The organism is Knoellia sinensis KCTC 19936 (assembly GCF_000768705.1).
Lineage (GTDB): Bacteria > Actinomycetota > Actinomycetes > Actinomycetales > Dermatophilaceae > Knoellia > Knoellia sinensis.
In genome coordinates this window covers 51873-78713 of record NZ_AVPJ01000007.1, presented here as the reverse complement: position 1 = coordinate 78713, position 26841 = coordinate 51873, and the positions used below count along the sequence as shown (strand labels likewise).

Sequence of the window (26841 nt, the reverse complement as noted above, 5' to 3'; positions counted from 1 at the left end):
AGAAATCACCCATGGCTGAAGTTCTCGTCCTCGTCGACCACGCCGGCGGCAAGATCCGCAAGGCGACCGCCGAGCTGCTGACGATCGCCCGCCGCCTCGGCGAGCCCTCCGCCGTCTTCATCGGCCCCAATGCCGAGACGGCGCAGGTCACGCTCGCCAAGTACGGCGCCCACAAGGTCTACGTCTACGACGCCCCCGACGCGCTCGAGTACCTCGTCGCCCCCCAGGCCGAGATCCTCGCGTCGGTCGTCGAGAAGACCTCTCCGCTTGCCGTGCTCATCCCGAGCAACTCGGCCGGCAAGGAGATCGCCGCCCGTCTCGCCGTCCGCACCGAGTCCGGTGTCATCACCGACGCCGTCGACGTGGTCGCGGGCGCCGAGGGCGTGGAGACGACGCAGTCCGTCTTCGCCGGTTCCTACACGGTCAAGGCGACCGTGACCAAGGGTGCCGCGATCGTCGCGGTGAAGCCGAACTCTGTCCCGATCGAGCCGGCCCCCGCTGCCGGCGCGGTCGAGAAGATTGAGGTCACCCTCTCGGACGCTGCCAAGGCCGCGAAGATCACCGAGTCCAAGCCCAAGGCTGCCACCGGCCGTCCCGAGCTCACCGAGGCGTCGATCGTCGTCTCCGGTGGCCGTGGCACCGGCGGTGACTTCGGCCCGGTCGAGGAGTTCGCCGACAGCCTCGGCGCCGCAGTCGGTGCCTCGCGCGCCGCCGTCGACGCTGGTTGGTACCCGCACAGCAACCAGGTCGGCCAGACCGGCAAACAGGTCTCGCCGCAGCTCTACGTGGCCGCGGGCATCTCCGGTGCCATCCAGCACCGCGCCGGCATGCAGACGTCCAAGACGATCATCGCGATCAACAAGGACGAGGAGGCCCCGATCTTCGAGCTCGTCGACTTCGGCGTCGTCGGTGACCTCTTCACCGTCCTGCCGCAGGCGACCGAAGCCGTCAAGAAGGCCAAGGCCTGAGTTCGACTTATTGCCCGTTCGGCCAGTCCCAGCGGCGGTGCGCCGCGCGCGATGGTGGCCGAACGGGCAATAAGTCGTTTCTGTTTGGCGAACGTAGGATTGTCCGGTGAGTGTGTATCTGGACCATGCAGCGACGACCCCGATGCGGGCGTCTGCTCGAGTTGCGTGGATCGAGCAGAGTGAGCGGGGCGGCAACCCGTCGTCGCTCCACACCTCCGGCCGTGCTGCCAGGGCCGTCGTGGAGGAATCACGCGAACAGATCGCCGGAGCGCTCGGCGCGCGGCCGTCCGAGGTCGTCTTCACGTCTGGCGGCACCGAGGCCGACAACCTCGCGATCAAGGGCACGTATGCCGCCCGCCTCCACTCCGTGGGCGCCTCCCGACTCGTCGTGAGCGGCATCGAACACCACGCCGTCCTCGACCCGGTCGAGTACCTCGTGAAGCGTCAGGGGGCCGAGGTCACCTGGCTCGAGCCCGACCGTGACGGACACATGGCGGTCGACGACCTGCGCGCGGCGCTCACGCCCGACCTCGACGTGGCCGTCGTGAGTGTCATGTGGGCCAACAACGAAGTGGGCACGGTGCAGCCCGTGGCCGAACTCGCCGCCGTGGCCCGAGAGCACGGCGTGCCGTTCCACACCGACGCCGTCCAGGGCGTCGGTCAGGTGCCCGTCGACTTCGCCGCCAGCGGTGCCGACCTCATGACCGTGTCGGCCCACAAGGTCGGCGGTCCCGTCGGCGTCGGGGCCCTGCTCGCGCGACGCGACGCGCGACTCGTGCCTCTCGTCCACGGAGGGGGGCAGGAGCGGCAGGTGCGGTCGGGGACCCTGGACGCGGCCGGCATACGGGCGTTCGCCGTGGCCCTGGTCGAAGCGGTCGGCGAGCGTGAAGCGCACGCCGCGCGGCTCACGGCCCTGCGCGACCGCCTCATCCTCGGGGCGCTCGGGCTCGGTCTGGGCATCTCCGTGAGCGGGTCCTGGTCCGAGGGTGATGCGGCGGGTCGGCTTCCGGGCAACGCCCACCTGCTCGTTCCGGGATGCGAAGGCGACTCGCTGCTCTATCTCCTCGACGCTGCCGGCGTCGAATGCTCGACCGGGTCTGCGTGCCAGGCCGGGGTGCCGCAGCCGAGCCATGTGCTCCTGGCGATGGGCTACCCGGAGGCCGAGGCGCGCGGGGCCCTTCGGCTGTCACTGGGGCACACGTCGACAGAGGCGGATGTCGCTGCGTTCCTCGGCGCCCTCCCCGGCGTCGTCGAGCGGGCTCGACGTGCGAGCGGGGCAGCCTGATGCGTGTCGTCGCTGCCATGAGCGGCGGAGTGGACTCGGCTGTCGCGGCCGCCCGGATGCTCGACGCCGGGCACGAGGTCGTCGGCGTGCACCTGGCGCTGTCGCGCTCGGCGGCCACGCTGCGCGAGTCGGCACGTGGGTGCTGCACCATCGAGGACGCCGGAGACGCGCGGCGTGTGGCCGACCGGCTGGGGATCCCGTTCTATGTCTGGGACATGGCCGAGCGCTTCCAGCGCGACGTCATGGAGGACTTCGTGGCGGAGTACCAAGCCGGGCGCACGCCCAACCCGTGCCTGCGCTGCAACGAGTCGATCAAGTTCGCGGCGCTGCTGGACAGGGCGCTCGCGCTGGGGTTCGACGCGGTCGCGACGGGTCACTATGCGCAGATCGTCGAGCGCGATGGCGCCGACGGCGAGGTGGTGCGGGAGCTGCACCGGGCAGTGGACGCTGCCAAGGACCAGTCCTATGTGCTGGGCGTCCTCGACGACGAGCAGCTGGCGCGGGCGTTCTTCCCGCTCGGCGACACGACGAAGCCCCGGATCCGCGAGGAGGCTGCCGCTCGCGGCTTCTCCGTGGCCAAGAAGCCGGACTCCTACGACATCTGCTTCATCGCCGACGGCGACACCCGCGGTTGGCTCACGTCGCGACTGGGGGAGCAGCCCGGCGAGATGGTCGACGCCGTGTCGGGCGAGGTGGTGGGTGAGCACCGGGGGTCCTATGGCTTCACGGTCGGCCAGCGCCGTGGCCTCGGGCTCGACCGGTCGTCGCTCGACGCCGAACCGCGCTATGTCGTGGGTGTCGAGGCGTCGACCAACCGCGTGCTCATCGGCACCCAGGACCTGCTCGGGGTCGACGTCATCGAGGCCGACCACGCGCGCTGGTGCGGCGCCGCGCCGGTCGGTGAGGTGCGCGTCGGAGCGCAGGTGCGGGCCCATGGTGAGGAGTACCCCGCGAAGGCCTGGGTCGACGAACACGACCCCGAGGTGGTGCACGTGCGGCTCGACTCGCGCATCCGTGGCGTCGCTCCGGGCCAGTCGGTCGTGCTCTACGACGGGACGCGTGTCGTCGGATCGGCGACCATTGCCTCCACCGACCGCGCCAGCGTGACCTCCCCCCGCTGACCTGCGCCACTGGGGCCGGGGTCTTGTGGGCTCGTGAAGGCTTCAACTAGGTTCGGCCAGAGGTGAGCCGCCGCATCCGGCGACGACCGCGCGAGGGAGCTGTCATGCCAGCAGTGACTGTCGAGAACATCCTCGCGCTGCCCCGCGTCGCGGAGCCTCGCGCCGACGCGGTCACCAGACCGGTCAGCGGCGTGACGACGGCGCCGCAGGGCTTCGAGGGGGAGGGCTTCCCCGTCCGCCGGGCCTTCGCCGGCGTCGACCTCGCTGCCCTCGACCCCTTCATCCACATGGACCAGATGGGTGAGGTGGAATACGCGCCGGGCGAGCCCAAGGGCACGCCGTGGCTTATCTGAATGGACCGGGAGCCTTGATTGACGTGAGAGCCTGGAGCCGGACACGCCGTGGCTCGAAATAGTCTGGACGTCTTGAGGCACGGGTTACCGTCACGGAGTGCCGCCGTATGTCGTGGAGAGGGCCCGCAGGTCGGGGGCTGCTGACACGTGGCTCGTCCTGGATTCGGATCTGCGCGTGTTCGTGCCGGCGCGGGACTGGGTCGTGGCGCTCGAGGCGGCGGGAAGATCTGAGAACACCCTCAAGTCGTATGTGCCGTACGTGGCCATGTTCTTGAACTACTGCCACGACTCGGGCATCGATTGGGCCAAGGCCAGTCTGCGGCAGCTCGTCCTGCTCAGGCACCTCGTTGAGTCATCGCCGACGCGCTACGGTCGGCCTCCCGCCCCGGGAACGGTGTCCCTGATGTTCACGGCGATCCACAGTTTCCTGCAGTACGCGGCGTCGAGCGGCCTCATGGGGGCCGCGGTGTTCGCGCGGCTGAGCACTGACTCCACGTTCATCGACTACCTCCGTCCTGGGCAGCTCGAGGGCGAGCAGGGCCAGTTCCGGCGGCGGAACGGGAGGTCGAGCGCGCTGAGAGTGAGCAACCCGCGGCGACCACCAGAGGCGCTGTCGAGCCGTGAGCTGGACCAGGTCTTCAGGGCCTCGAGGACTGCCCGTGATGACCTCCTCGTGCAGCTCATGCTCGATACGGGTGTCCGGATCGGTGAGGCGATCGGGTTGCATCGAGGCGACATGCACTTCCTCAGCGATTCGACCAGCTTGGGGTGTCGCATCTGCGGCCCGCACGTGCACGTGCTTCGACGGCGGAACGAGAACGGGGCATGGGCGAAAAGTGTCCACCCTCGGGCAGTGCCCGTCACCGATGAGGTCGTCGACGCCTACCGCGTCTATCAGTTTGAACGGCACGTACTGGTGCCCGATGACTGCTCGGAGTTCGTGTTCATCAACCTGTACTTCACCCAGAACCGGACCTCGCCGCTGCGCTACCGCAACGCGAAACGGTGCTTCGATCGGTTGGCGCGAAAGTCGGGCGTCGAGTTCCGTCCGCACATGCTTCGGCACACCTACGTCACCGACCTCATGGACGGAGGCGTCGACATCGCCACGGTGGCAGAGCTCGCGGGCCACGCGAGCCTGGCCTCCACGGCCGTGTACCGGCACACCTCAGATGCGGGGAAGCGCGAAGCACTCACGGCCCTGCAGGCAGCCCGGTCGAGGACCCGCTGATGGCACGGCCTTCCGGTGGTGGGGGTGCACTGAGAGTCCTGGCGACACCAACTCCGCAACCCGGCGAGACCTGGACGGCGTTCGTCACCCGCCACCTCGACGACGGGTGGAGACCGAGCGAGTGGCACGAAGAAACGCACATCTTCGCCAGTGACCAAACGAACCCGAGGACGATCGCGTACGGATGTATGACCCCCGGATGCGACACGGCCGCCATCGTCAAGAAGGGCCACTGTGCTCGCTGCCGCAATGCAGTCTCCCGCGGTGAAACGCCGGTCGCCAAGCCCTTGGACGACGCCGTGTGCGGGCAGGGGCGAGTCCCGGGATGCGAACGGGTCCGTTGCGTGCATGGGCTCTGTCGCCGCCATTACAGCGCCCTCCACAAGGTCGGCGGCACAAAGTGGTCCGACGATGCAATCATTGCGTGGGCGATGTCGCAGACCCCGTTGCCCGCGTTGGGCGAATGCGATGTCGCCGGATGCGTGAAGCAGCGAACTGCGGGCAACACGGAGCTGTGCCGGACCCATCACGCCGAGGCACGCAGCCTCGATGTCGAGCCGCGCATCTTCGCTTCACAGGCTCGCCGTGTCCTTCCCGCGCACCATTTCACGTTGGAGTACTGCTCAGAGACACTGCGGGCCGAGATTCTGTACGGCCTGCAACGTCGCGACCTGGCCGAGTTCGCCGTGGCCCCGTTCCTGATCCGACAACTCATGCCTCACATCGAGTCCTGCATATCCCTCTTGGACGTCGACACCAGCGTCCTGCCTCACAAGGCCGCGCAGTGCGTCGACAACCTCCGGCCCTACGTCGCGGAACTGCACGACCGCTACACCGGCACCGATGTGCTGGCCGGCGACGTCTGGCCACCTCACGCAGAGTTCCTCTTCCCGTCATCGCAGGAACGCCGAGTTGTCCCACGCACCGGCTGGGACTGGTGCGACGTGGACTGCCTCTGGCTCCGCGACCTGGGCAAGCGCTACGTCGCGGACACCCTGCCGCGTCGTGAGGACGTGACGCAGTACCTGAGGGCATGCAAGGCGGCCTCGGCCTCGCTGCGGGCAACCCCGGCCTTTGACGATCGCACCCAGGCCGACCTCCGCCACATGACGCGCATCGTGAAAGACCTCGAAACTGTCCGCGGCCTGTCCTACACCGAAGCCACGCGCATGGCTGGACGGCTCAAGCAGATGCTCCTGCACTGCAGGACTTCCGGATACATGGCCGGGATACCCGAGGGGTTCGCGTTCCACCCGATGCACCGGATGCGCAAGCAGAACAAGACCCAGCCGTACGAGGAGCCCGGTGACGCGATCCCCGAAGACGTGATCGCCTTCCTGGACGACAACCTGGCCTCGTTCAAGCCGAACTTCCGCAGCAGCCACCGCGCCGATGGCTGGACCAACGACGACTACGGCCACCTGTGGCAAACCATCTACAAAGTCCTGCGCGACACCGGCCGGCGGCCCTACGAGGCCACGGAACTGCGGTTCAACTGCCTGCGTGACGTCGACGACGAGGGCGGACTGCTCATCTGGGACAACCGCAAGGGAAAGCGCCTCGGTCGCAGGCTCCCCATCTGGCGGAGCACTGTCGACATCATCCTCGATTGGCAGGAGTTCCTGCGATCCAAGGTCCCCAATCCTGACCCCTCGGGGCCACTGTTCCCCATGCTGACCGTCCGAACCACCTTCACGCGACCAGTCACCAGCGGCTACTTCGGGCAGGCGTTCCGGAAGTGGACGAGCAGCCTAGACGAACTACCTCAACTCCTGGCCCGGCTTGACGCAGCGGGCGATCCCTTCCTTGACGAGCAGCTCGTCCTCTACGGGTTCCGGCACGCGTACGCCCAGTTGGCCGCGGACGCGGGCATCGATCCGGTGATCCTTCAAGAACTCATGGACCACCGCAGCCTGGACACCACCACCGGCTACTTCCACGTCAGCCGCAAGCGAAAGCGTGAAGCCATCGAGGTGCTCAACAAACTGCGCGTGGACACCCACGGACGCAGCCGCCCGGTCCGCGACCTGGAGGCCTACGAACGCACCGAAGTGGCCACCATCCTGGGTGGATGCGTCGAACCATCCAACGTCAAGGCCGGAGGACGCAGCTGCCCCATCCGATTCCAGTGCGGTGCGTGCAACCACTACCGACCCGACCCCACCTACATCCCCGAGATCGAGCAGGAGATCAAGAACCTGCGCGCCCAGATCGCCATCGCCGAACTCAGCGCCACCCGGCCGGTGGTGGAGAACCTTGAGTACAACGTCGGCATGATGCAGGCCGTGCTGCGGAAGATGCACGAGAAGTTGACCACGCTCACACCTGAGGAGCAGGCCATCTACGAAACCTTCCACGCCGAGATCCGGAAGAGCCGCCGGTTCCTCGACCTCATGGTGATCGATCGAAGGAGTCAGAATGCCTGAGACCGCCCCCATGGCAGAGGCCCGCCGCCGTGACAGCGCGGTCAAACGTGGCCGGGTCCTGCGCGCCATCGAGGAAATCGAAGCCGAAGGTGGCGTGATCACCCGGGCCTCCATCACCGCGCGCGCACGAGTCAGCACCCACATGGTCTACAAGGTGCCCGAGCTTCGTGCTGTCGTGGACGCCGCAATCACCCGTGCCCAACAATCGGCTCAAGCCCAGCCAGGCGCGGTGGACGCTGCCACAGTTGTGGGGCTCCGCACCGACCTTGCGTTGGCCAGGGAACACCTGAAGGATGCGCAGCATGAGGTCGCACGTCTCCGGCGACGACTCCAGGAATCGCTCGGCGCCGAAGTCAGCACGCATTCCCAAGCGGAACTCGTCGAACGCATCCACGACCTCGAAGGGGCCGTCGCGGCACTGAATCGAGAGCGGGAGGAGACCGGCCCGCAACTCCGGCGGTTGACCGACGAAAACCAAGAACTAGCAGCGCAGGTCCAAGCTCAATCGGACGCCAATCGGCTACTCATGAGAGATTTGTCCCGGCTTTCCGGAGTAGTCAGTTCCCCCTTGGCAGATCGTGCGTAGACCGCGTCGGTGGCAATGCGACTCACCGTGGCTATACCGGTTTCGACATTCGGATAGCACGAGAACCATGGCGAGTCGAATAGATGTTGCGGCTCATGAGGTGTCGTTCTGGACTGGTTGCAGCTGATTGAAGCGTCCAACCTACCCACCTGGAGGAACTCTTCGAGCGGTGTGCCGGTTGGCTCGAACCGGGCCCGGCCGAGGATGTGGTCTGTGTTCGCACTTCCGAACTGGGTGACCGGCCAGGCCCGCAGAACGGCTGGAGACAGACGGGACGACTCCCCCGGTGGATGCCACGCCGGATTGTTCACGAACGGCGAAGACCTACCCGTGAAAGGCGCGTGTTGGTGGCTTAGGGCTCATGCCTGGATCCCAGACCACGGTCTTGTCACCAACCGTCGACCAGCCGACACGCCACGGGACGGTAGGCATCGCGGCACCCAAGACGGTCAGAGCTCGCCTCTGCTCAGAGACTCGCGATAGAAGCAGATCGACGATTAGTTCTTCGCCGTGAGCCTCAAGAGTCAGCATGGCGTAGTCCCGCATCCTGTCGAATGTGGTCGATGGATGACCAAACCACCATTCCGCCGACACCACATCAGCAAGGTCGACGTCGACCGCCTGACCACCTGAAACGATGCTGATGTGATCGCGACGAACGACGACGCGGTTACGCCGTCGATGTCGTAGCCACAGGCCCGCCCTGATCAGCCCACAACCTAAGAACACCGCCGAAAACAGGAGCGCATCCTCGCTAACCGGTCGGCCCGCGCCTAGCAGTCCAGCGATGGCGATCCCAAGAAAGGGCCAGGAGCCCCAAACTGCCCCCAGAAGTCCATCGGGAAGCACCTGTGCGTCGCTGCTGTTCAACGGAGGCCTCTGTTGACGCGAGGGCGCCAGCTCTTCCGGGAAGCGTTCCGGTAACTCCTCCGATTCCATGCGCTGTAGCCGTGGTTGGAGGCGCCGCTAGCCGCCAGTCCGTGAACATGGGCGGACATGTACCGCGCACTGCGCAGCACACCGAACCGCCGCGACTTCTTCGACAGCCTCCGGCTTGCCTTGTAACTCTTTGCGACCCAGAGGCCTCGCGTCAGGCCGCGGCTCACCAGACCGCCACCAAACGCCGATGCAGCGGCGTTAATGGCCCAACGACCCGCTTGGCGCCGGTTTCCGGAGTAAGCGTAGGATCCAGCAAGGTACGCACCACAGGCCGTTCCCGCGAGTCCCGGAGCCCACCCGCATGCTCCTCGGAACCACCGTGCGCTCCGCGAGTTACCGGCACCCCACCTCATGATGTTCCGACCCCACTTCTTCCATTTCTTCCACTGTCCGTCGGTGTCGGATTCATTGATGGGGTCGTTGGGGTAGTTGTAGGCGGTGTCGTTGCCGCCGGGGACCGGGTCGAGTGACGTGAAGAGTCCTCGTGCCGCGTTGTAGAACCGCACCCCCATGAGGGTGAGCCCGGCGGTGGCGGTACTGGTGGCGCGTTGTTTGGCACCGAGCCAGCCGTACCCGAGGGGCCCGTCGACCGCATCCACATCCGCGGCGGAGGCCTTGTTGCCGTGCTCGTCGTAGGCGGCCCAGCCGGTGACCGCGGTCGCCGCGGTGTCGCTGGTTTGGGCGGCCGGAATGTCGACGGTCGTGACAACATCGCCGTGCGGGTTGGCGAGGGACAGGGACAGGCCGCCGTCGTCGTTGATGGTGGCGGACAGGTCGCCGCCGAGGGACTCGGTGAACCTAGTCGTCGACGAACCCTGGGGTCCGGTGGTGTCGATCCAGGCGGGGTTGTCGCCGTCGTCGGTGTACCGCCGGGTGGTCGTAGTGGTCCCGGACGGGTCGGTCGTGGTCTGGACGGACCGTCGCCCGCTCGCGTCGAGGGTGAACGTCGTCGACGTCCCGCCCTGGGCGACGGTGCGGGGTTGGTCGTCGTCGTAGTAGCCGAGGGTGATGTTGCCCTTGGTCGGGTCGGGGGCGTCGACGGCGGGGAGGGTGGTTTGCCGCCCGAAGGTGTCGTAGACGTAGGTGCCGGCGCCGCCCTTGCCGGTGGTGGGGCGGTCCGCATCGTCGTACCCGGTCGTGGCCACGGTCGTCGAGGTGCCGGTGGCGGTGCAGTCGCCGCCGGCGCGCGTGGTGGTGGCGAGCTGGGTGCGACGCCCGTTCTTGTCGAACGTGTACGCCCTTGTCGCACACGAGGCGACCAGCTCACCGGCGCCCGGGTCGAGCGCCGAGGAGGCGTCCTCGACAGAACTGAGGCGTCCGGCGAAGTCGTACCGGTACTCCCGCCCGTAGCTGGAGGCCTGCCCGGCCGCGTCGGCGGTCCAGTCGGTGACGTCGTCGATGGTGGCGACCCCGTTGCCGTTGTCGAACGCGGCACCGGTGCCGGTGGCTTCGAACCGGGCCCGGCCGGCGGCGTCGTTGACGGTCGACCAGGTGAGCCACGGCTGGTCCTGCACCGGGGTGCCGGGGGTCCAGGTGGTCTCGCCGGTGTCGGGGTCGATGGTCTCGGTCACGGGGGTGACCTGGCCGAGGTACTGCAACCCGACCGCCTCACCGGCTTCGTCGTACGTGGTGACCTGGGTGAGCTGGCCGGGCAGCGTCTGGCGGGTCATGTTCCCGTCGGCGTCATACGTGGCACCGTAGGTCAGGCTCCCGGCGGTGCCGCCGCGGGTGACCGTCAGGGACGTGGTCAGACCACGGCGCTCACCGTCGCCGTCGTACCCGTAGGTGGTGGTGCCCTTGGCGTCGGTGACGGTCTTGACCCGGCCGGCCGCGTCGTAGGCGGTGGTGACCGGGCCGGCGTCCCCGGACTGGCTCGTGACCCGTCCCCACCGGTCGTGCGTGTTCGTGGTGCGGCCGGTCCCGTCGGCATCGGTGCCGCCGGCGTTGAGGTGCCCGGTGTAGATGACGAGCCCGGTGGTGGTGTCGTACTTGGTGTACGTCCCCGGACGAGCCGTGGAGCCGGTGATCCCGGACGCGACCACCTTCGAGGAGACGGCGCGTTCGGCAGCGTCATACGTCGTGGTGGTGGTGCGGGTCGAGGACCCGGAGGTTTCGACCTCGCTGGTCGGCTTGAGCCACATCGAGTACCCGGTCGTGGCGCTGTCGGGCAGGGTGGTCCCGGCCGGCTGGGCGGCCGGGTGGGTGCGGCAGGTCAGACCGGCCCACTCCGGCCTCCCACCACACGCGGCGTTCGGTGCGCCCTGGGCCGCGACCGTGTAGTAGGCGGTCTTGGTCGCCCCGGCATCGTTACCGTTGGAGAGGGGTTGGCGGGTGTCGGTGACCCGACCCATCGTGTCGTACCGGGTGCTCTTGACGATGTTCCCAGCGCTGTCGCCGGGCTTGACGGTGGTGGTGCGGGTCGCGGTCCCGAGGGCCCACCCGTCGCCTTCGGTGGCGTCGGCGGTGTCGTGCTTGCCGTACTCGGTCTTGGTGGTGGAGTGGACCTCGAGGTCGGTCGCGCCCGATGCCGCGACCGCGTCCGAGACACCCGTGGTTTCGGTCGTGGCCAGGGAGTACCGCTGCCCGGTGGCGGGGTTGATCCCGCCGTTGGGTGCGCCCTCGTCGTACAGGGTGCGGGTGTGCGGTCGCGCCGGGACGGTGGTGCCGTCGGCCAGCGACACGGTGCGGGCGGGCGCGAACGTGTCGGTGACGCGGGACCCGGCGGGGAGGATGACCTCGCCGGCGGCGTTCTTCTCCTCGGCGTTGAACACGGTTTGGGTGGAGAGCGCGTTGACCTGGTCGACGCTCCAGGCCGGGTTGTCCCGGGCGGTCTGCGCGGCGGACGCGTCGAGGGTGCGGATGACGTTGTCGTGGGCGTCGTAGTCGGTGGAGGTGATCAGCCACCTGTTGACGCCGTAGGAGGCGGTGTTGACCGTGTACCCGAGGTCGTCGACGTAGGACAGGTCCGCGTAGGTCCAGTCCGTCCCGCCCCCGCTGGTGGGGCCGGTGTAGTCCTGCCCGAAGACCGCGAACCCGGTCACCGGTTCCTTGGCCTGCCGGTACGCCGTGTCGGCGTCGTCGACGGTCGGCAGCCCACTGCCGGAGGTGGGGACGTCGTAGACGTACCGGCTGGTGGTGACGTCGGCGCCACCGGCGGCCGGGGCTTCCTTCGCGACTTGGGTGAGGCGACCGCCCGTGTCATAGGTGAGCTTGGTCGCCGCCAAGCCAGCGGAGGCGACGGACGCGATCCGGGTCGTGGCACCGGACCAGGTGTAGGTGGTGCCGAGCCCCGAGCGCGGGTCGGTGACGCGCACGAGGCGCCCCGACATGTCGTAGTCGTAGACCGCGACGACGGTGGGCTTCATCGACGACGTGGCCGGGTCCCACAGTTGCGCCGTGACCGACTTGACCCGCCCGGTGAAGTCACCCGGTGTGGTGCCGGTCGCGGTCATGGTCGTGGCGTAGGCGACGTCGAGGGCGCGGCACCCCTTGACCAGGGGCCCGCTGGTGGGGCAGGACGAGCCCGCGAGGCCGTCCGGGACGGGGGCGACGATCCGGGTCACCCGCCCGGTCGCGTCGTGACCGAACGTGGTCTTCCCGGTCTGGCCGGGTTCGCTGATCGTGTCCGGCTTCCACACCGTCGCCGACGCCGTCGACGGTGCGGCAAGCGGCTTCCAGGTGGTCGCGGTCCCGTCCTCCTCCGTCAACGTGAGCACCGTGGACGTGCCGGTGCCGGTGAGCTTGAGCAGGGTGCCGGAATCCTCGGTGTCATCCGTGCCTGCGTCGTAGGTGGTGCCCGCGGCGGGGTAGGTGCGGGTCCCGGCCGGGTTCACATAGACCAGCGGCTCGCCCTCCTCGTCCATGAACACGATCGAGCCGTCGACGCCGGTGTTGTCGACCACGGTCAGCCCGGCCAGGCCGGCCTCGCCGCCGTCGAGGTTGGCGGTGAACCCGGGCCCGAACACACCCGTCACCGGGTCGGACGGCCAGTTCGTCACGGACCCGTCTCCGGCGAAGGAGGTGTGGGAGCGGGAGATGGAGATGTCACCGGTGTACCCGGGCACGGACACGTCGGTCCCGGACAGGGACACCTCACCGGTGTACTGGGCAACCTGCCCGACCCCGGCGTCGGCGACCGGGTACCCGGCCCCAAACGCGTGCGGCAGCCTGGTCACCGTCACCGGGGACTGGGACCAGGTGCACTGCGTGCCGGCACCCGACCCGCCGCTGTAGATGAAGCACACCTGCACGTCGAGACGGACCGGGGTCCGGGACGGGATGTCCGCGGACGCCCCCGCCTCCCGCACAGCCGTGGTGAGGTCGAAGATTCTGTTCTTGTACTCGGCCGGGACGGTCGTCGACCCCGGGGTGATAACCGTCTCCCCGGCGGCGGCGTCGGTCCAGCCGGTGGTTTCGTTGCCGGACCCGGCGACCCGCCACTGCACCTTCGCCGACACCGCCGTCGCGGACCCGCGCGGGGCGCCGCCGGCGTCGACCTTGATCTTCCCGGACGACGTGGTGCCGTCAGTCGGGACCGTCATGGACGCGGCACCCCACCCGAACCCGTGCGTGGTCGTCGGACCGGGCACCAGGGACCGCCCGATCGGGGTCACCGTGATCTCGTGATACCCGCGCGCCGAAGCCGGGTACTTCTTGGTGAAGTGCACCTTCGTGGTGTCGTTGGTGGCGGTGATCCGCAGCGGTTCGGGCTGGGCGACGCCGTCGACGGTGAGGTCGAGGTAGCCCGGGGCGGAGTAGCCGCCATTGACACCGGCCGCGGTCACCGTGCAGGTGACCTCACCGGTCGGGTCCGTGTCGGTCCACGTCCCCGCGGCGTACCCGCGGTCGCAGGACACCGCCGCCGCCGGTGGGGCGCCCGTCTGCAGGTAGAAGGTGCGCCACGGCGACCACGTCCCGTTCCACAGGCCCCGCTCGTCGCGGACCGCGGCCCGCACGTACCAGGCCGGCTGCGACGAGGTGTTCTGCGCCAACGCGGCCGGGACCTCGCACGACACCGTCGCGGCCGAGTTCCCCAGAGGCGTCTCGCACGAGGTGACGCGTGAGGCGGCGGCACCGCTGGTGTCCTTGTGGACCTCGAACGTGACCCGCACCTTGGAGGCGTCCGGGTCGGTCGCCGACGACTCAAACGCCGGCTTGGTGTCCCTGGTGAACACGTACGACGTGCTCGTCCCCGGGACGGTGTACGTGTTCGCCCCCGCCACAGTGGGCAGGGCGGCCGCGTTCGGCTTCCGGTTGTACGTGTATGTGACGTACGGGTCCGAACTGGACTCCAGGGAGTAGAACTTCTTCCACCCGTTGTTGTTCGTCTCCGACGCCGACAGCTTCAACGACCCATTCGCGGCACCCGAGGACGCCCAGCCCTGCGCGACCGGGGTGATCGGCACCGAGATCCGCCCGGCGGCGCATCCGGTGGCGCCCTTCGCAACCGACACGGATCCGGCCAGCGCATACTGGGTGGGCTGGTTCCCCCACGTCGTGGAGGTTCCGGCCGCACCGGAGTTGTGCGCCGTCACTGGCATCGCGGTGCACGAGAACGAATGGAACTCGTACAAGCTCAGCGAGGCCGCGGTGATGTCCTTGCCCTGCATCCCGGCAATGGGGAAGTTCAGGTACGAGCGGGCGACGTCGGCGCCGCCGTTGTAGGTGCCGACCCGCAGCTCGGTCATCGTCTGCGGCGTCGTCGACTCCGCCCACGACTTCGACACGAACGTGTCAAAGCTGGTCGTGATGCTGGTCCCGGTCGCGTAGGTCGGGTCGATCGTGACCGGGAACTCCCGGTCCGGGTCGGTCAGCCACTCCCGATCCGGCGTCACGGTCAGCATCGCGTTCCCGGGGTTCTTCTGCGCCACGGTCATCGTCACCGGGGACTCGTTGACCCGGTTCCCCGACTTCGCGTCCACCTTCGCGTCCCACGCCATCGGCGCCGCGAACGACGACACCACCGCGTCCTTGTTGTCGACGAACGAGACGCTGCCGTCCTTCTCCGCGCGGGCGATCAAACCCTTGGTCCTGAGCGGGAAGCTGAACGACACCGGTCCTTCGCCGGCCTTCGCGACGAGGGCGTCCCGCGCCGCGGCGGTCTTGATGACCACATCGGACTCGAACCCGGACCGGCGCGAGTGCACCACGAAATCCACCCCCGGCAGCACCTCCGGGTACGTCGCCGACTCGTCCTTGATCACCGGTGTCGGCAACGCGCCCGGCCACGCCATGGAGACGGTCCGGCCGGACTTCTCGTCGACCGCGACCGCATCAGACCCAGCCGCCGCCTTCGCACCCTTGCCCGCGCCGGCGGTCTTGCCGGCCAGGGACAGCCCGGCCGGGTGACCCACTGCGCCAGCGGTGCCATCCGACTTGCCCTCCAGATCGAGGTTGACGTTCACCCAGGCCGCGGTCTTCGGGTCCTTCGCCTTCGGGTCCTTGAACCGGATCGGGCCCTGATGCTGCTGCGTGGTCCAGGTGCCGTCCGGGTTCACCCACGTCGACGACGACCCCGACCGCAACCCCTCGACCTCGACCCGGCTGCCTTGTGCCTTCGCCGCGACCCGCGCGGACACCGCGTCCGGGCGCGAGGACACCGTCGCCGCCGGGGCTTTCGCCGCCGGGGCCGCGGCAGCCGTGGCCGTGGGGGTGGCGTCCGCGATCGGTGCGATCGTCACCACCAGCGCCGCGGACGCGGCATACGCCACACCCCGCAACGCCGGCCGGAACAGGCCACCGACATACAACCGGTCGAAGAAACCTGAGGAAGCCGTCATGGCCCAACCCCTGAACTACGAACAGCCCCCCAGCAGGGCCAACTAGCGAGAACAGTGAAGGCAAGAGTTGCTCTCCCGCAACTTGAACGGCGAACTTTTACTCTGCCTTTACCTGCTCCATGAGCTCTTGCCCGAGCGAAGCCCTTAACGCATCCGGCCACTTTCATCGGCCCGTGACTCACGTGGCTCCACGCGAGTGAACGATGAAACCCGAGGTCACCGCCCATCCGATCCTCGAATCATGCAGATAACGTGGAACCCGCACCGCGGGTTCGAGACGGTGACCTACATCATCGACGGGACGTTCGTGCACCGGGACTCGCACGGTGGTGGCGGGCAGATCACCAATGGCGACACCCAGTGGATGACCGCAGGTTCAGGACTGCTCCACATCGAGACGCCGCCGGAGTCGTTGGTCCTGAGCGGAGGCCTGTTCCACGGACTCCAGCTGTGGGTCAACCTCCCGAGCTCGCTCAAGATGTCGCCACCGCGCTACCAGGACATCCGAGGCGGCGACGTCGCCCTCCTGTCGAGCCCCGACGGTGGTGCGCTCCTGCGGCTCATCGCCGGCGACCTCGACGGTCACGGCGGCCCGGGTGTGACGCACACGCCCATCTGCATCGTGCACGCCACGCTCGCTCCGGGAGCGCAGGTGCGCCTGCCGTGGAACCCCGGCTACAACGCCCTGGTCTATGCGCTGGCCGGCCGGGGCACCGTGGGGAGTGAACGGCGCCCGATCCACATGGGTCAGCTTGCCGTCCTCGGGGCCGGTGCTGTGCTCGAGGTGGCTGCCGACGACACGCAGGAGAGCCGCAGCCCCAGCCTCGACCTCTACATCATGGGTGGGCAGCCCATCCGCGAGCCCGTCGCGGCCTATGGCCCCTTCGTGATGAACACGAGGGCTGAGCTCATGCAGGCGTTCGAGGACTTCCAGGCAGGGCGACTCGGGACGATCCCGACGGAGCCACATCCCGGCCACGACGTCCTCTGACCCAGGGCGACGCCTGACCCCTGAGGCCCGTTCCTGCGCGGTTGGTGCCAGCCGCGCACAGGGTGACCAGCCGCGCTGGCATGCGGTCGTTGTCAGACTCGCGTTGGACAGTTTCCAACGTGAGGAGTGGTCGTGCCGGGTCGGTCGTCGAAGGGTCTGCGGATGCACACTCTGGCTGAGAAGCAGCAGTTCGTGAAGGAGTTCCACGAGTGTGTGGAGTGGGGCGCGAAGACGGAGCTGTTGCGTCGGTGGAATCTGCATGCTGAGGTGGGTCGCCAGTGGGTCATGGCCGCCGAGGAGGGCCGTTTGGGCCCTGCAGCACCGACGAAACGGTTGAACATGGGGAGTGAGCAGCGGGCCCGCTTGGTCGCGTTGGAGCGGGAGAACGAGCGGTTGCGCGCCAAGGTTGAGGCGGCTGAGGCGGCGTTGGTGATCATGGGAAAAGCACACGAGCTCTTGGACGGGACCTTGAAGAGTTCGCTCGGGCAGGACGAGGTCCCGGTGTCGTTGATGAGCGTCGAGGAGTATCAGGCCTGGCTCGACAGGTACAAGACCTCCTGACCGACGCGGCCGCGACTGTGGCTCGGGCGTGGTCGACGTCGCGGGCCTGTCAGCTGTTGGGAGTGCCTCGTTCGACGTTCTATCACCGCCAAAGCAAGGGCCCGCTCGCCGACCGTGTTGCGTCCTTCGCCCGCGGGCACGTGGTGCAGCCGCACGCGTTGACGCAGGACGAGATCGACGCGGCCGTGCAGGTGATGACCGACCCCGACCTCGCGGACGCGTCGGTGTGTCAGGCGTACTGGATCGGGTTCGACGCCGGCCGCCTGACGTGCTCGCAGAGCGCGTTCTATCGGATCGCTCGCACCCGCGACCTGGTCGGTGACCGCCGCCCGTGCCGTCCGCGTGGCACCGGCCCGGGCCGCCCGAAACCGGTCGCAGCCGCGGGCGAGGTGAACCAGCTGTGGTCCTGGGACATCAGCGAGCTGCGCGGCCCGGGCCGGGTCCGCTACCACCTGTTCCTGGCCATCGACGTGTACTCCCGCTACCCCGTGGCATGGCGAATCGAGCACCGCTCCCTGCACGACCACGCCGTCGACATGTTCACTGATGCGTTCGGCCGTTGTGGCCTGCCGCAGGTCCTGCACGCCGACAACGGCACCCAGATGCGCTCGACCGAACTACGCAACCTCCTGGCCGATGTCGTCGACGCTTCGTACTCCCGGCCCAACGTCAGCGACGACAACCCGTTTTCGGAGGCCCTGTTCAAGACCATCAAGTACGACCCCGGCATGCCCGAGCACTTCGACTCCATCGAGCACGCCCGAGCGTGGATGACCCAGTTCCTGGACCACTACTGCCGCGAGCACCGTCACGTCGGCCTGAACCGGCACACCCCGCACGACGTCTTCACCGGCACGGCACACAAGGTCCGCGACACACGGCAAGCCCGCCTCGACCAGCTCCACACGGCATACCCGGCTCGCTACGCCAAAGCACCCAGAGCACCCCAGCTCCCCGACCCCACTGGCATCAATCTGTCCAAGACAGGTTGACAACTTCCGCATGTGTGCGCGGCTGACAAATGTCTGCGCGGGTCGCCCCAGCGGCGCAGAAATGCGCGGTGGCGGGCCGACCGGGGCCAATCTCAGTCGAGCCCCGCGGCGAGGGCGCGCACCGCGACTTCTGCGCGCGACTCGGGGAGGCCGGCATAGCCGATGACCAGTCCGCGACGGTCCGACTCCACGGCATAGGCCGACAACGGGTTCACCGCGACGCCGTGACGCAGGAGTGAGGTCGCGACCTCGTGGTCGTCGACGTCGTCGGGCAGCATCAGGACGAGGTGCAGTCCGGCGTCAACGCCGCTGAGGCCGTGGTGGGGGAGGTGACGCGCGAGGGCGGTCACCAGCCGAGCCCGCCGACCGGCATACGTCCGCGCAGCGCGCGCATGGTGAGCGGCCAGGGACCCGTTGGCGATGAACTCGGCGAGTGCCTCGCCGGTCATCTCGTTGACGACGAGGTTGCGGCGCTCGAGTTCGAGGCGCACCTGATCGCGCAGATGTCGCGGGGGAGCGACCCAGGAGACGCGCAGCGTGGGGACAAGGATCTTGGAGGCCGTGCCCATGTAGAGCACGTGGTCATCGGCACCCTCGAGTGAGCGCAGCGCCGGCAACGGGGAGACGTCGTAGCGGAACTCGCCGTCGTAGTCGTCCTCGATGATGAGGCCCCCGGACTCCTGCGCCCAGTCGAGCATGGCCGTCCGGCGGACGACCGGCATTCGGGCGCCGAGAGGGTACTGGTGCGAAGGCGTGACATAGACCGCGGCGTCCGTGGGCCGGAGTTGGCCCGCGTCCAGCCCGTCGTCGTCCACGGGCACTGAGCGCGTGCGAACCCCGTTGTCGGAGAAGGCAGTCCACGCTTCGACGTAGCCCGGGTCCTCGAGAGCCACGGTGCGACCGGCGAGGTTGAGGGCGGACGGAAGCGCCTGCAAGGTTGCGCTGACACCGGGTGTGACGAGGAGGTCGTCCTGATCGACGGCGATGCCGCGACTGCGCCGGATGTGGTCCGCGAGCACCTGTCGCAAGCGACTGTGCCGTGGGGCCTGGTCCATGTCGTTCGTCGGGACGAGGGAGGCTGCGTGTCGCCACGCCCGCCGCCACGCCGCCTGGTCGAGGAAGCCGACGTCCGGTCGGCCGGGACGCAGGTCGAACCGGACTTCGTGACGCGGAGGTCGAATGGGCGCGGTGGGGCAGGGCTCCATGGGCTCCACGGACGACAGGGCCCCGGCGCGGGCGGCACGATCCGCGCCCGTCGCGATCTCCGCCCCCGAACCCGGACGCGTCTCGATGAATCCAGCCGAAGCCAATTCGTCGTATGCCGCGACGACCGGTCCGCGGGACACCTTCAGTTCCGTGGCGAGCACTCGCGTCGAAGGGAGTGGATCCCCGGGTCGGAGTCGACCCTCACGCAACTCGGCCACGACGGCATCCGCGATCCGGTGACGCAGCGGTCGGTCGCCGCCGTCGAGAGTGAGTGGCAGGCTGACCGAGCGGGGAGCGCGAGGCACGTCCCCAGAATACTGGTCCTGTGTGTCTGTCGATAGTGGTTCTCATGGGTGATCCACTTTGCGACGATCATGGAGCCATGCCCCAGCTCGCCCTGAACCGACTCCGTGAGCGCGGCAGCACCGAACGTGCTGCGCTCGACGCCCTCCTCGACGATGTCCTCGCCGGCACGCTCAGCACCGTCGTCGACGGCAAGCCGTGGGTGGTGCCGATGCTCTTCGCACGTCAGGGCGACCGGATCCTGCTCCACGGATCGACCGGTGCCGGGGCGCTGCGCCACGTCGCCGCAGGTGCGCCGGCGGCACTTGCCGTGATCGCCGTCGACGCCCTCGTCGTCGGACACACGACGTTCGACTCGTCCGCCAACTATCGCTCAGCGGTCGTGCATGGCACGCTCACTCCGCTTCCCGATCGGGAGCGAGCGGAGGCACTGGATGCCCTCTCCGAACGGATCCTGCCCGGACGGAACGCGGAGGTCCGCCCCATGACCCGGCAGGAACAGGCGAAGACCCTCGTCATGGCCATGCCCATCGTCGACGGCGAGTTCCTCGTCAAGACCCGTTCCGGGACGGCGAGCCCACCCGACGAGCACACCGACGCGTGGCACGGCGTCGTCGAGCTGCGGACCGTGGCGCTCGACCCCGCCCCAGCACCCACCTCCACCGCCGAAGAGGTGCCCCGTTCCGTGCTCGACTTCGCCGGTGCGAGAGTTCTGGCGTGACATACGCATCCGGAGTGGGCTCTTGGCCAGGCGAGTCGGCACGAGAAGCAGTCGTCACCGTGCGAGACCTTCTCGTCGACGCGGACGGACTGGGCATGCCCTACCTTCCCGAAACCCCTTCTCGCGGGCCGGGATCCGACATGATCGGCCGATCGGCGGCGCTGCTGGCCGACCTTGCCGTCGACCTCCAACCGTCGGGCTGGCGGTTCACCGACCGCCCCGGCCGAGACCTCGCTCGGGCCCGGTCGTTCTGGCGCCAGGACCTCGACGAGCTCGCAGAGGCCTACGACGGGTATGCCGGCCCGCTCAAGATCCAGGTGGCCGGGCCGTGGACGCTCGCCGCGTCGATCGAGCTCAACCGGGGCGAGCGGTCGGTCACCGACGAGGGAGCCCGCCGGGACCTCGTCGGGTCGCTCGCCGAGGGCGTCCGTCAGCACGTCGCCGAGGTGCGACGCCTTGTGCCGAGTGCCACGGTCACCCTCCAGATTGACGAGCCCTCCGTCGTGTCCGTCCTGCGCGGCGAACTCCCCACGGCCTCGGGCTACGGTCGCGTCCGCGCGGTCGACCGCGCGGAGGTCGCACGCGGCATACAAGAAGTTCGTGACTCGCACGATGGTGATGTCGTCCTGCACGCGTGCCACCCCGCGGCGCCCGTCGAACTCCTCGCCGGCACGGGAGTCACAGCTCTCTCGCTCGACCTGACCGACGCCTCACCGCAGCGGTGGGAGGCGATTGCGGCCGCGGTCGAGTCCGGAACCCGGCTGTGGGCCGGAGTGGTCCCGACGACCGAAGCCACCTCGTCGGCAGACGCCGTCCGCGCGGCCGTCTCACGGGTCGCGGACGGGTTCGGTCGCGTCGGGCTGCCGGTGTCGTTGCTCGCCGACGTCACGGTGACACCGGCATGTGGCGTCCCGGGACTCACACCCCGGGGGGCCGTCGCCGTTCACCGTGTGGCGGTGGACACCGCCCGAGAACTCACCGACAAGGAGCAGGGCTGATGTCACCGGCACCGCGGGTCCCCTGGCAGGCGAAGTACCTCGCCCTCGTCCTCATCTGGGGGTCCAGCTTCCTGCTCATGAAGGTCGGCCTCGAGTCGCTTTCGGCGGTCCAGATCTCTGCTCTGCGTCTGGTGACGGGCGCAGCGACGATCCTCGTCCTGCTCTGGATCCGTGGTGGTTCGTTGCCACGCGAGCACTGGGTCTGGGGCCACCTCATCGTGACCGGCTTGCTCCTCGGCACACTGCCCTTCACGCTCTTCGCCCTCTCGGAGACCAGGGTCAGCTCGGCCCTCGCCGGCATCGGCAACTCGACGACCCCGATCGCCACGGTGCTCGCGACGATCGCCTTCCTGCCCGGGGCACGCACGACTCGCCCCAAGGTCGTCGCGGTGGTCATCGGCTTCCTGGGGGTCGTGACGATCATGCAGCCCTGGTCGGCAGGTCGCCCCGACCTGCTCGGCTTCGGCATGGCGGTGCTCGGTGGTGCCTGTTATGGCCTGGGCTGGACCTACAACCGGCGCTTCCTGGCCAGCGCCGACCTCGGCGGACTGAGCCAGCCTGCTGCGACCTTGCTCATGGGCACCATCCTGATGATCCCCGTGACGCTCGTGTGGGGGCTGCTGCAGCCGCGCGGCATCTCGTCCATCTGGGCCTACGACCAGGCGCGGCTCGGCACGTCAGGGATCGAGGCGGGCAGTGCTGGCGGAGGTTGGCCGTGGCTGCCGCTCCTCTGCATCCTCGCGCTCGGGATCATCGGCACCGGCGCGGCCTACATCCTCAACTTCGACGTGATCCGTGGTGCGGGTCCGATCGTCGGCTCGACGCTGACCTATCTGATCCCCATCGTGTCGGTGCTGCTCGGCGTTCTCGTCCTCGGTGAGTCCCTGGGCGTCTGGCAACTCGTGGGCTTCGTCATCGTCCTCGGCGCCGCGGCGGTCATCAACGCCCCGGCCCGGCGGGTGGCCACACCTGCGGGCGCGGCCGAACTGACCCCGACCGGGTCGAGATAGTACGAAACGCCGACCCCGCAGCCTGCGGATCGGCGTTTCGTACTACTTCGACTGGCCGGGAGCCCGGATCAGGACTCCGCTGGCGCCTTGACCTCGCGCCGCAGGATCTTGCCCGTCGGACCCTTGGGGAGTTCGTCGAGGAACCACACCTGCCGTGGGTACTTGTACGCCGCGATCCGCTCCTTGGTGAATTCGATGATGTCGTCGGCGCTCGCGGTCGCGCCGGGCCGCAGAGCCACTCCGGCCCCGACCTGTTCGCCGAGCAGATCGTCGGGCACGGCCACGACGGCCACTTCGAGGACGTCCGGGTGCTGGTAGATGACCTCCTCGACCTCGCGCGGATAGACGTTCATGCCGCCTCGCAGGATCATGTCCTTCTTGCGATCGACGATCGTGAAGTAGCCCTCGTCGTCCTGGGTGGCCATGTCTCCGGACCGGAACCACCCGTCGGGGATCGCCTCAGCAGTCGCCTCGGGGTTGGCCCAGTAGCCCTTCATGATGTTGTCGCCGCGGATCGCGATCTCGCCGACCTCGCCGTGGGGGACCTCGTTGCCGTCGACGTCGATGACCTTCATCTCGCAGCCGGGGATGGCAAGCCCGATCGTGCCGGGCTTGCGCTCGCGGTCTGGCATGTTGAACGACGCGACGGGCGACGTCTCGGACAGGCCGTAGCCCTCGAGGATGACGCAGCCGAACTTCTCCTCGAACGCCTTCATCACCTCGAGCGGCATGGCCGACCCGCCAGAGGCGCACGTGCGCAGGGACGACGCATCGAGTGAGTCGGCATCGGGGTGGTTGAGGATCGCGGCATACATCGTCGGCACGCCCTGCATCACTGTGACCTTTTCGTCGCCGATGACCTTGATGGCTGCGGCCGGGTCGAAGCGAGGGATGAGCGCCAGCGAGGCGCCCACCCGCACAGCGGCGTTGAGTCCGACCACGAGGCCGAAGACGTGGAAGAGGGGCAGGCAGCCCATGATGACGTCGTCAGACGTGAGTTCCTGGATGACCTCGGCGCAGCGCTTCGCGTTGAGGTTGACGTTGTCGTGGGTCAGCTCGGCGCCCTTCGGGCGGCCCGTCGTGCCTGACGTGTAGAGGATGATCGCGGTGTCGTCGCCATCGCGTTCGGTCGGCTCACTGATCGGCTCGCCGCCTTCGAAGGAGCCCTCGACCGGCCCAAGCGGACCGCACTCGACGATGCGCGTGCCCGAGTTCTCGGCACCCTTCGTCGCCTCCTCGACGAAGTCCGGCCACACGAACGCGACCTTGGCCCCGGAGTTGGTGAAGAAGAAGTCGATCTCGCCGGACTTCAGCAGGGGGTTCATCGGGACGACGACGCCACCGGCGAGGAGCGTCCCGAAGAACGCCACGGGGAACGCCGGAACGTTGGGAAGGATCAGCGCGACGCGGTCGCCGGGCTCGATCCCGTTGGCGCGCAGCGCTCCCGCGAGCTTCGCGCCCATCCCGTGCAGTTGCTGATAGCTCAGGTCCTGTCCGTTGATCTTGAGCGCCGGCTTCTCCGGCATGGCCGATGCGGTGCGGACGAGGTTCGATGCGAGGTTGGACTCTGCGCTGCCCATGGTGACTGGCTCCTTTGCCTGGCGGGGTCGCGGTCATTGTGACCCGGGTATCGCCTCTTGGCGAGGTGTGCGCCTGAAAGACTCACCTGGTGATCACGATCGACGAGTACCTCGCCTTCTGCGACAAGGCCTTGAACGGGTATGCCGTGTGCGTCCGTCAGTTGGGCGACGCTCACGTCAACGCGTCGCTCACCGATTCCAACGGGACCGCGATTGAGGGGTCGAACTCGGCCTTCGCCCTCGTGGCGCACATCGTCGGTGTCATGGGCCGGTGGGGGAGGACCGTCAACCGAGGCATCGTCGTCCCGCGTGACCGCGACGCCGAATTCACGGCGACCGGGACGGTCGACGAGGCGTTGGCCCTCCTGGACATGGCGCGGACTCGCTTCCACGAGGACGCGCGAGCCGCAGATCTGGCCGCAGCGCCGGTGAACCCGCCCACGGAAGGTGGGCGGACGGCATACGCGACGCAGGGTGCCGTCCTCGTGCACGTCTATGAGGAGCTGGCCCAGCACCTCGGCCACCTCGAGATCACGCGCGACGCCGTCCTTGCCTCGGAGGCCCACGCCGACGGACGAGATCTCTGATGGGCTGGTTCTGGCTCTACGGCATCGTGTTGCAAGTGGCCCCAGGCGCGGTCGGACTTGCACTCGTCCTGCGCCATCCGGGCCGGGGGCGCTGGCGCACGTGGGCCCTCGTCGGCTTCGGTCTCTGGGCCGTGTGCGGGGTCGCTCAGATGGCCCTGAATGCTGTGGTGTTCACCTCGACCGACCAGAGTGCTCAGGGGCTCGGGACTCTGGTCGGGTCCGTGTCGTCGGCCCTCGTGTTCCTGACCCTGATTGCGTGGGGCTTCGTGATTGCGGCGCTCCTCGCAGGGCGCAGCAACGGCCCAGAGGCGGTCGGGGCTGAAGAGCCGTCGTCGGCGGCAGATCGGTCGTCCGACGACCCACTGGCCTACGACCCGGCGGACTTCATGCCGCCGCGCCCCAGGTCGTGATGCATGCGCACAGACGACACCGGCCGGGACTCGCGAGTGCGACGTCCCGGCCGGGTCGTTGTGGTGTGGTGACTACTTCACCTCAGACCTCATGACGAACCGCAGGCCGAGCAGTGCCGGGAGGGCGAGCCACAGGCCCGCGGTGGTGGCGACCTGTGCCCACTGTTCGCCGACCGGTGGTCCTTCGAAGAGGAACGACCGGGCGAGCTCGGCGTCGACCCAGGGGCGGACATCCGCGAAGTCCGGTGCGTTGCTGGCCAGGATCCCGAAGATCGTCGGGAGCACCAGGGTGATCACGAAGTAGGTCACCAGTGCGACGGGCGTGCTCCGGAAAAGCAGGCCCAGCATCGTTCCGGTCAGCAGGCACAGCAGGCTGCCGATGATGATGGTGCCGAACTCCGCAACCGAGACGTCCCAGACGAGATCGGTGCCGGCGATGGCCGTGCCGGCGACATTGCCGAGCACTCCCACGACGAGCGCGACCAGCATCGCGGCGATGCCCACTATCACCGAGGAGATCGTCTTGGCCAGGATCACGCGCCGCCGGTGCGGGACCAGCGTGAACGTGGTGAGCCCGGTGCGCTGACTCCACTCTCCGGTGATCGACAGGATTGCGATGATCGGGAGCAGGATGGTCATCGGGAAGCCGATCGCCTTGGCGAAGGTGTTGTGAGTGAGTTGCTCGTCGGGCGCGAAGAGGACCGTCGCGATGGTGGCGAGCACGCCCAGAATCACCATGCTGGCCATCAGCCAGAACCCTGAGCGGGTGTTGAACATCTTGCGCAGTTCGACCCGCACGACGCGGGCCAGTGGGACCGGTGCGAGTCGTGCCTGATGCTCCTCGCGAACGTGGGTGAGTGCGGTGGCGGTCATGCTGCTGTCCTTTCTCGTGCTGTGTCTGCGGTGAGCTCGAGGAACCTGTCCTCGAGGCCGCCCTCGGCCGTGCGCAGGTGAGTGAGAGGCACGCCCGCAGCCAAGGCGAGTTGCCCGACCACGGCGGGTTCGGCGTCGGTGCTGACGGTGCCGTCCGTGGACACCGACGTGTCATGTCCCGCGGCGTGGAGCGCCCGCCGCAACGCGCCGAGGTCCGCGGTTCCGACGAGGCTGCCGACACCGCGGAGCAGGTCGGCCTTGGAGCCCTCGGCGACGATCCGGCCGGCGCCGATCATCACGATGTCGTCGGCGATGATCTCGACCTCGCTGAGCAGGTGCGAGGACAGCAGAACCGTCCCGCCCCGGTCCGCGAAGTCGCGGAGGAGGTCTCGCATCCAGCGGATGCCTGCGGGGTCGAGCCCGTTGGCAGGTTCGTCGAGGATGAGGACGCCCGGGTTCCCGATGAGGGCGGTGGCGATCCCGAGGCGCTGGCGCATTCCGAGTGAGTAGTTGCCGACCCGGCGCTCGGCCTCGGTCGCGGTCAGGCTGACGAGGTCGAGCATCTCGTCGACGCGCCGGGCCGGCACGCCCATCGTCTGCTGGGCGATGGTGAGGATCTCCCGGCCCGTGCGGCCGGCGTGCTGGGCTGAGGCGTCCAGCATGACCCCCACTTCGAGACCGGGGTTGGGGAGGTCCGCGAACCGGCGTCCGGCGATCGTCGCCGTCCCCGTCGTGGGCTTGGTGAGGCCGACCATCATCCGCATGGAAGTCGACTTGCCGGCTCCGTTCGGGCCCAGGAAGCCGGTGACTCGGCCCTCCTTGGCGGTGAAGCTGACGTGGTCGACGGCGACGGTGGAGCGGTACTTCTTCGACAGGTTGTCGATGGTGATCATGTGCTGATTCCTTTCTGGAAGGGATGCC

21 protein-coding genes are annotated in these 26841 nt (G+C 68.4%); 15 read left to right on the top strand and 6 right to left on the bottom strand.

The features are described 5' to 3' along the window. Positions 1-11: 11 nt before the first annotated feature. From N802_RS10810 to N802_RS10780, 7 genes are all read left to right on the top strand, one after another. Positions 12-968 carry an electron transfer flavoprotein subunit alpha/FixB family protein gene (locus tag N802_RS10810; protein WP_035916019.1) on the top strand — a complete coding sequence of 319 codons (957 nt, stop codon included), beginning with the start codon at positions 12-14 and terminating at the stop codon, positions 966-968. 106 nt (positions 969-1074) lie between these two features. Next, the gene (locus tag N802_RS10805; protein WP_035916017.1) at positions 1075-2253 is read left to right on the top strand and encodes a cysteine desulfurase family protein; all 1179 of its coding nucleotides are present in this window, start codon (positions 1075-1077) and stop codon (positions 2251-2253) included. Continuing rightward, positions 2253-3374 carry a tRNA 2-thiouridine(34) synthase MnmA gene (gene mnmA / locus N802_RS10800; protein WP_035916016.1) on the top strand — a complete coding sequence of 374 codons (1122 nt, stop codon included), beginning with the start codon at positions 2253-2255 and terminating at the stop codon, positions 3372-3374. The genes N802_RS10805 and mnmA overlap by 1 nt, the downstream gene beginning before the upstream one ends. Positions 3375-3478: 104 nt before the next feature. Next, entirely contained in the window at positions 3479-3727 is a 249-nt protein-coding gene (locus N802_RS10795; protein ID WP_035916015.1) for a cupin domain-containing protein, read from the top strand. Positions 3728-3824: 97 nt separating this feature from the next. Beyond that, positions 3825-4958, top strand: a complete 1134-nt coding sequence (locus N802_RS10790) for a tyrosine-type recombinase/integrase (protein ID WP_156971364.1) — start codon at positions 3825-3827, stop codon at positions 4956-4958. Positions 4959-5440: 482 nt separating this feature from the next. Then, positions 5441-7384, top strand: a complete 1944-nt coding sequence (locus N802_RS19455) for a tyrosine-type recombinase/integrase (protein WP_169743417.1) — start codon at positions 5441-5443, stop codon at positions 7382-7384. After that, positions 7377-7970 (top strand): DUF6262 family protein, encoded by a 594-nt coding sequence (locus N802_RS10780; protein WP_035916013.1) that lies wholly within the window; start codon positions 7377-7379, stop codon positions 7968-7970. The genes N802_RS19455 and N802_RS10780 overlap by 8 nt, the downstream gene beginning before the upstream one ends. Before the next feature lie 324 nt (positions 7971-8294). Here N802_RS10780 and N802_RS20220 read toward each other — a convergent pair whose 3' ends face one another. Together N802_RS20220 and N802_RS10775 are read right to left on the bottom strand one after the other, a co-directional pair. Then, a complete protein-coding gene (locus tag N802_RS20220) occupies positions 8295-8840 on the bottom strand; it encodes a hypothetical protein (RefSeq protein ID WP_156971363.1) in 546 nt (181 codons plus the stop codon). After that, the gene (locus N802_RS10775; protein ID WP_035916010.1) at positions 8837-15688 is read right to left on the bottom strand and encodes an RHS repeat protein; all 6852 of its coding nucleotides are present in this window, start codon (positions 15686-15688) and stop codon (positions 8837-8839) included. Before N802_RS10775 ends, N802_RS20220 begins: the two co-directional genes overlap by 4 nt. A 241-nt stretch (positions 15689-15929) precedes the next feature. Between N802_RS10775 and N802_RS10770 the strand changes: the two genes are divergently transcribed. The 3 genes from N802_RS10770 (at position 15930) to N802_RS10760 (ending at position 18232) form a co-directional block, all read left to right on the top strand. Then, positions 15930-16679 (top strand): pirin family protein, encoded by a 750-nt coding sequence (locus N802_RS10770; RefSeq protein WP_084072140.1) that lies wholly within the window; start codon positions 15930-15932, stop codon positions 16677-16679. Positions 16680-16841: 162 nt separating this feature from the next. Further along, complete coding sequence (locus tag N802_RS10765; protein ID WP_156971362.1) at positions 16842-17240, top strand: hypothetical protein; 399 nt, start codon at positions 16842-16844, stop codon at positions 17238-17240. Positions 17241-17302: 62 nt separating this feature from the next. Next, entirely contained in the window at positions 17303-18232 is a 930-nt protein-coding gene (locus tag N802_RS10760) for a DDE-type integrase/transposase/recombinase (protein WP_211254383.1), read from the top strand. Between the two features lie 92 nt (positions 18233-18324). Here N802_RS10760 and pdxR read toward each other — a convergent pair whose 3' ends face one another. Next, a complete protein-coding gene (gene pdxR, locus N802_RS10755) occupies positions 18325-19743 on the bottom strand; it encodes a MocR-like pyridoxine biosynthesis transcription factor PdxR (protein WP_035916004.1) in 1419 nt (472 codons plus the stop codon). Positions 19744-19820: 77 nt separating this feature from the next. Here pdxR and N802_RS10750 point away from each other — a divergent pair, with 77 nt between their 5' ends. Genes N802_RS10750 through N802_RS10740 form a run of 3 tightly spaced genes read left to right on the top strand, consistent with a single transcriptional unit; the run spans position 19821 to position 22470 of the window. Beyond that, positions 19821-20462, top strand: a complete 642-nt coding sequence (locus tag N802_RS10750) for a pyridoxamine 5'-phosphate oxidase family protein (protein ID WP_035916001.1) — start codon at positions 19821-19823, stop codon at positions 20460-20462. Next, the gene (locus tag N802_RS10745) at positions 20459-21460 is read left to right on the top strand and encodes a uroporphyrinogen decarboxylase/cobalamine-independent methonine synthase family protein (protein WP_035915999.1); all 1002 of its coding nucleotides are present in this window, start codon (positions 20459-20461) and stop codon (positions 21458-21460) included. The genes N802_RS10750 and N802_RS10745 overlap by 4 nt, the downstream gene beginning before the upstream one ends. Continuing rightward, positions 21460-22470: a DMT family transporter gene (locus N802_RS10740; RefSeq protein WP_052109814.1), complete on the top strand. Its 1011-nt coding sequence runs from the start codon at positions 21460-21462 to the stop codon at positions 22468-22470. The genes N802_RS10745 and N802_RS10740 overlap by 1 nt, the downstream gene beginning before the upstream one ends. Positions 22471-22538: 68 nt before the next feature. Here N802_RS10740 and N802_RS10735 read toward each other — a convergent pair whose 3' ends face one another. Next, a complete protein-coding gene (locus N802_RS10735; RefSeq protein ID WP_035915997.1) occupies positions 22539-24050 on the bottom strand; it encodes a long-chain-fatty-acid--CoA ligase in 1512 nt (503 codons plus the stop codon). Between the two features lie 89 nt (positions 24051-24139). Between N802_RS10735 and N802_RS10730 the strand changes: the two genes are divergently transcribed. Beyond that, positions 24140-24637, top strand: coding sequence for a mycothiol transferase (locus N802_RS10730; protein ID WP_035915995.1), 498 nt, complete (start codon positions 24140-24142; stop codon positions 24635-24637). Continuing rightward, positions 24637-25047, top strand: coding sequence for a hypothetical protein (locus tag N802_RS10725; RefSeq protein ID WP_035915993.1), 411 nt, complete (start codon positions 24637-24639; stop codon positions 25045-25047). The genes N802_RS10730 and N802_RS10725 overlap by 1 nt, the downstream gene beginning before the upstream one ends. A 72-nt stretch (positions 25048-25119) precedes the next feature. On the opposite strand, the gene N802_RS10720 is transcribed toward N802_RS10725, so the two are convergent. Continuing rightward, positions 25120-25920, bottom strand: coding sequence for an ABC transporter permease (locus N802_RS10720; protein WP_035915991.1), 801 nt, complete (start codon positions 25918-25920; stop codon positions 25120-25122). Then, positions 25917-26813 (bottom strand): ABC transporter ATP-binding protein, encoded by an 897-nt coding sequence (locus N802_RS10715; protein ID WP_035915989.1) that lies wholly within the window; start codon positions 26811-26813, stop codon positions 25917-25919. Before N802_RS10715 ends, N802_RS10720 begins: the two co-directional genes overlap by 4 nt. Between the last annotated feature and the right edge of the window lie 28 nt (positions 26814-26841).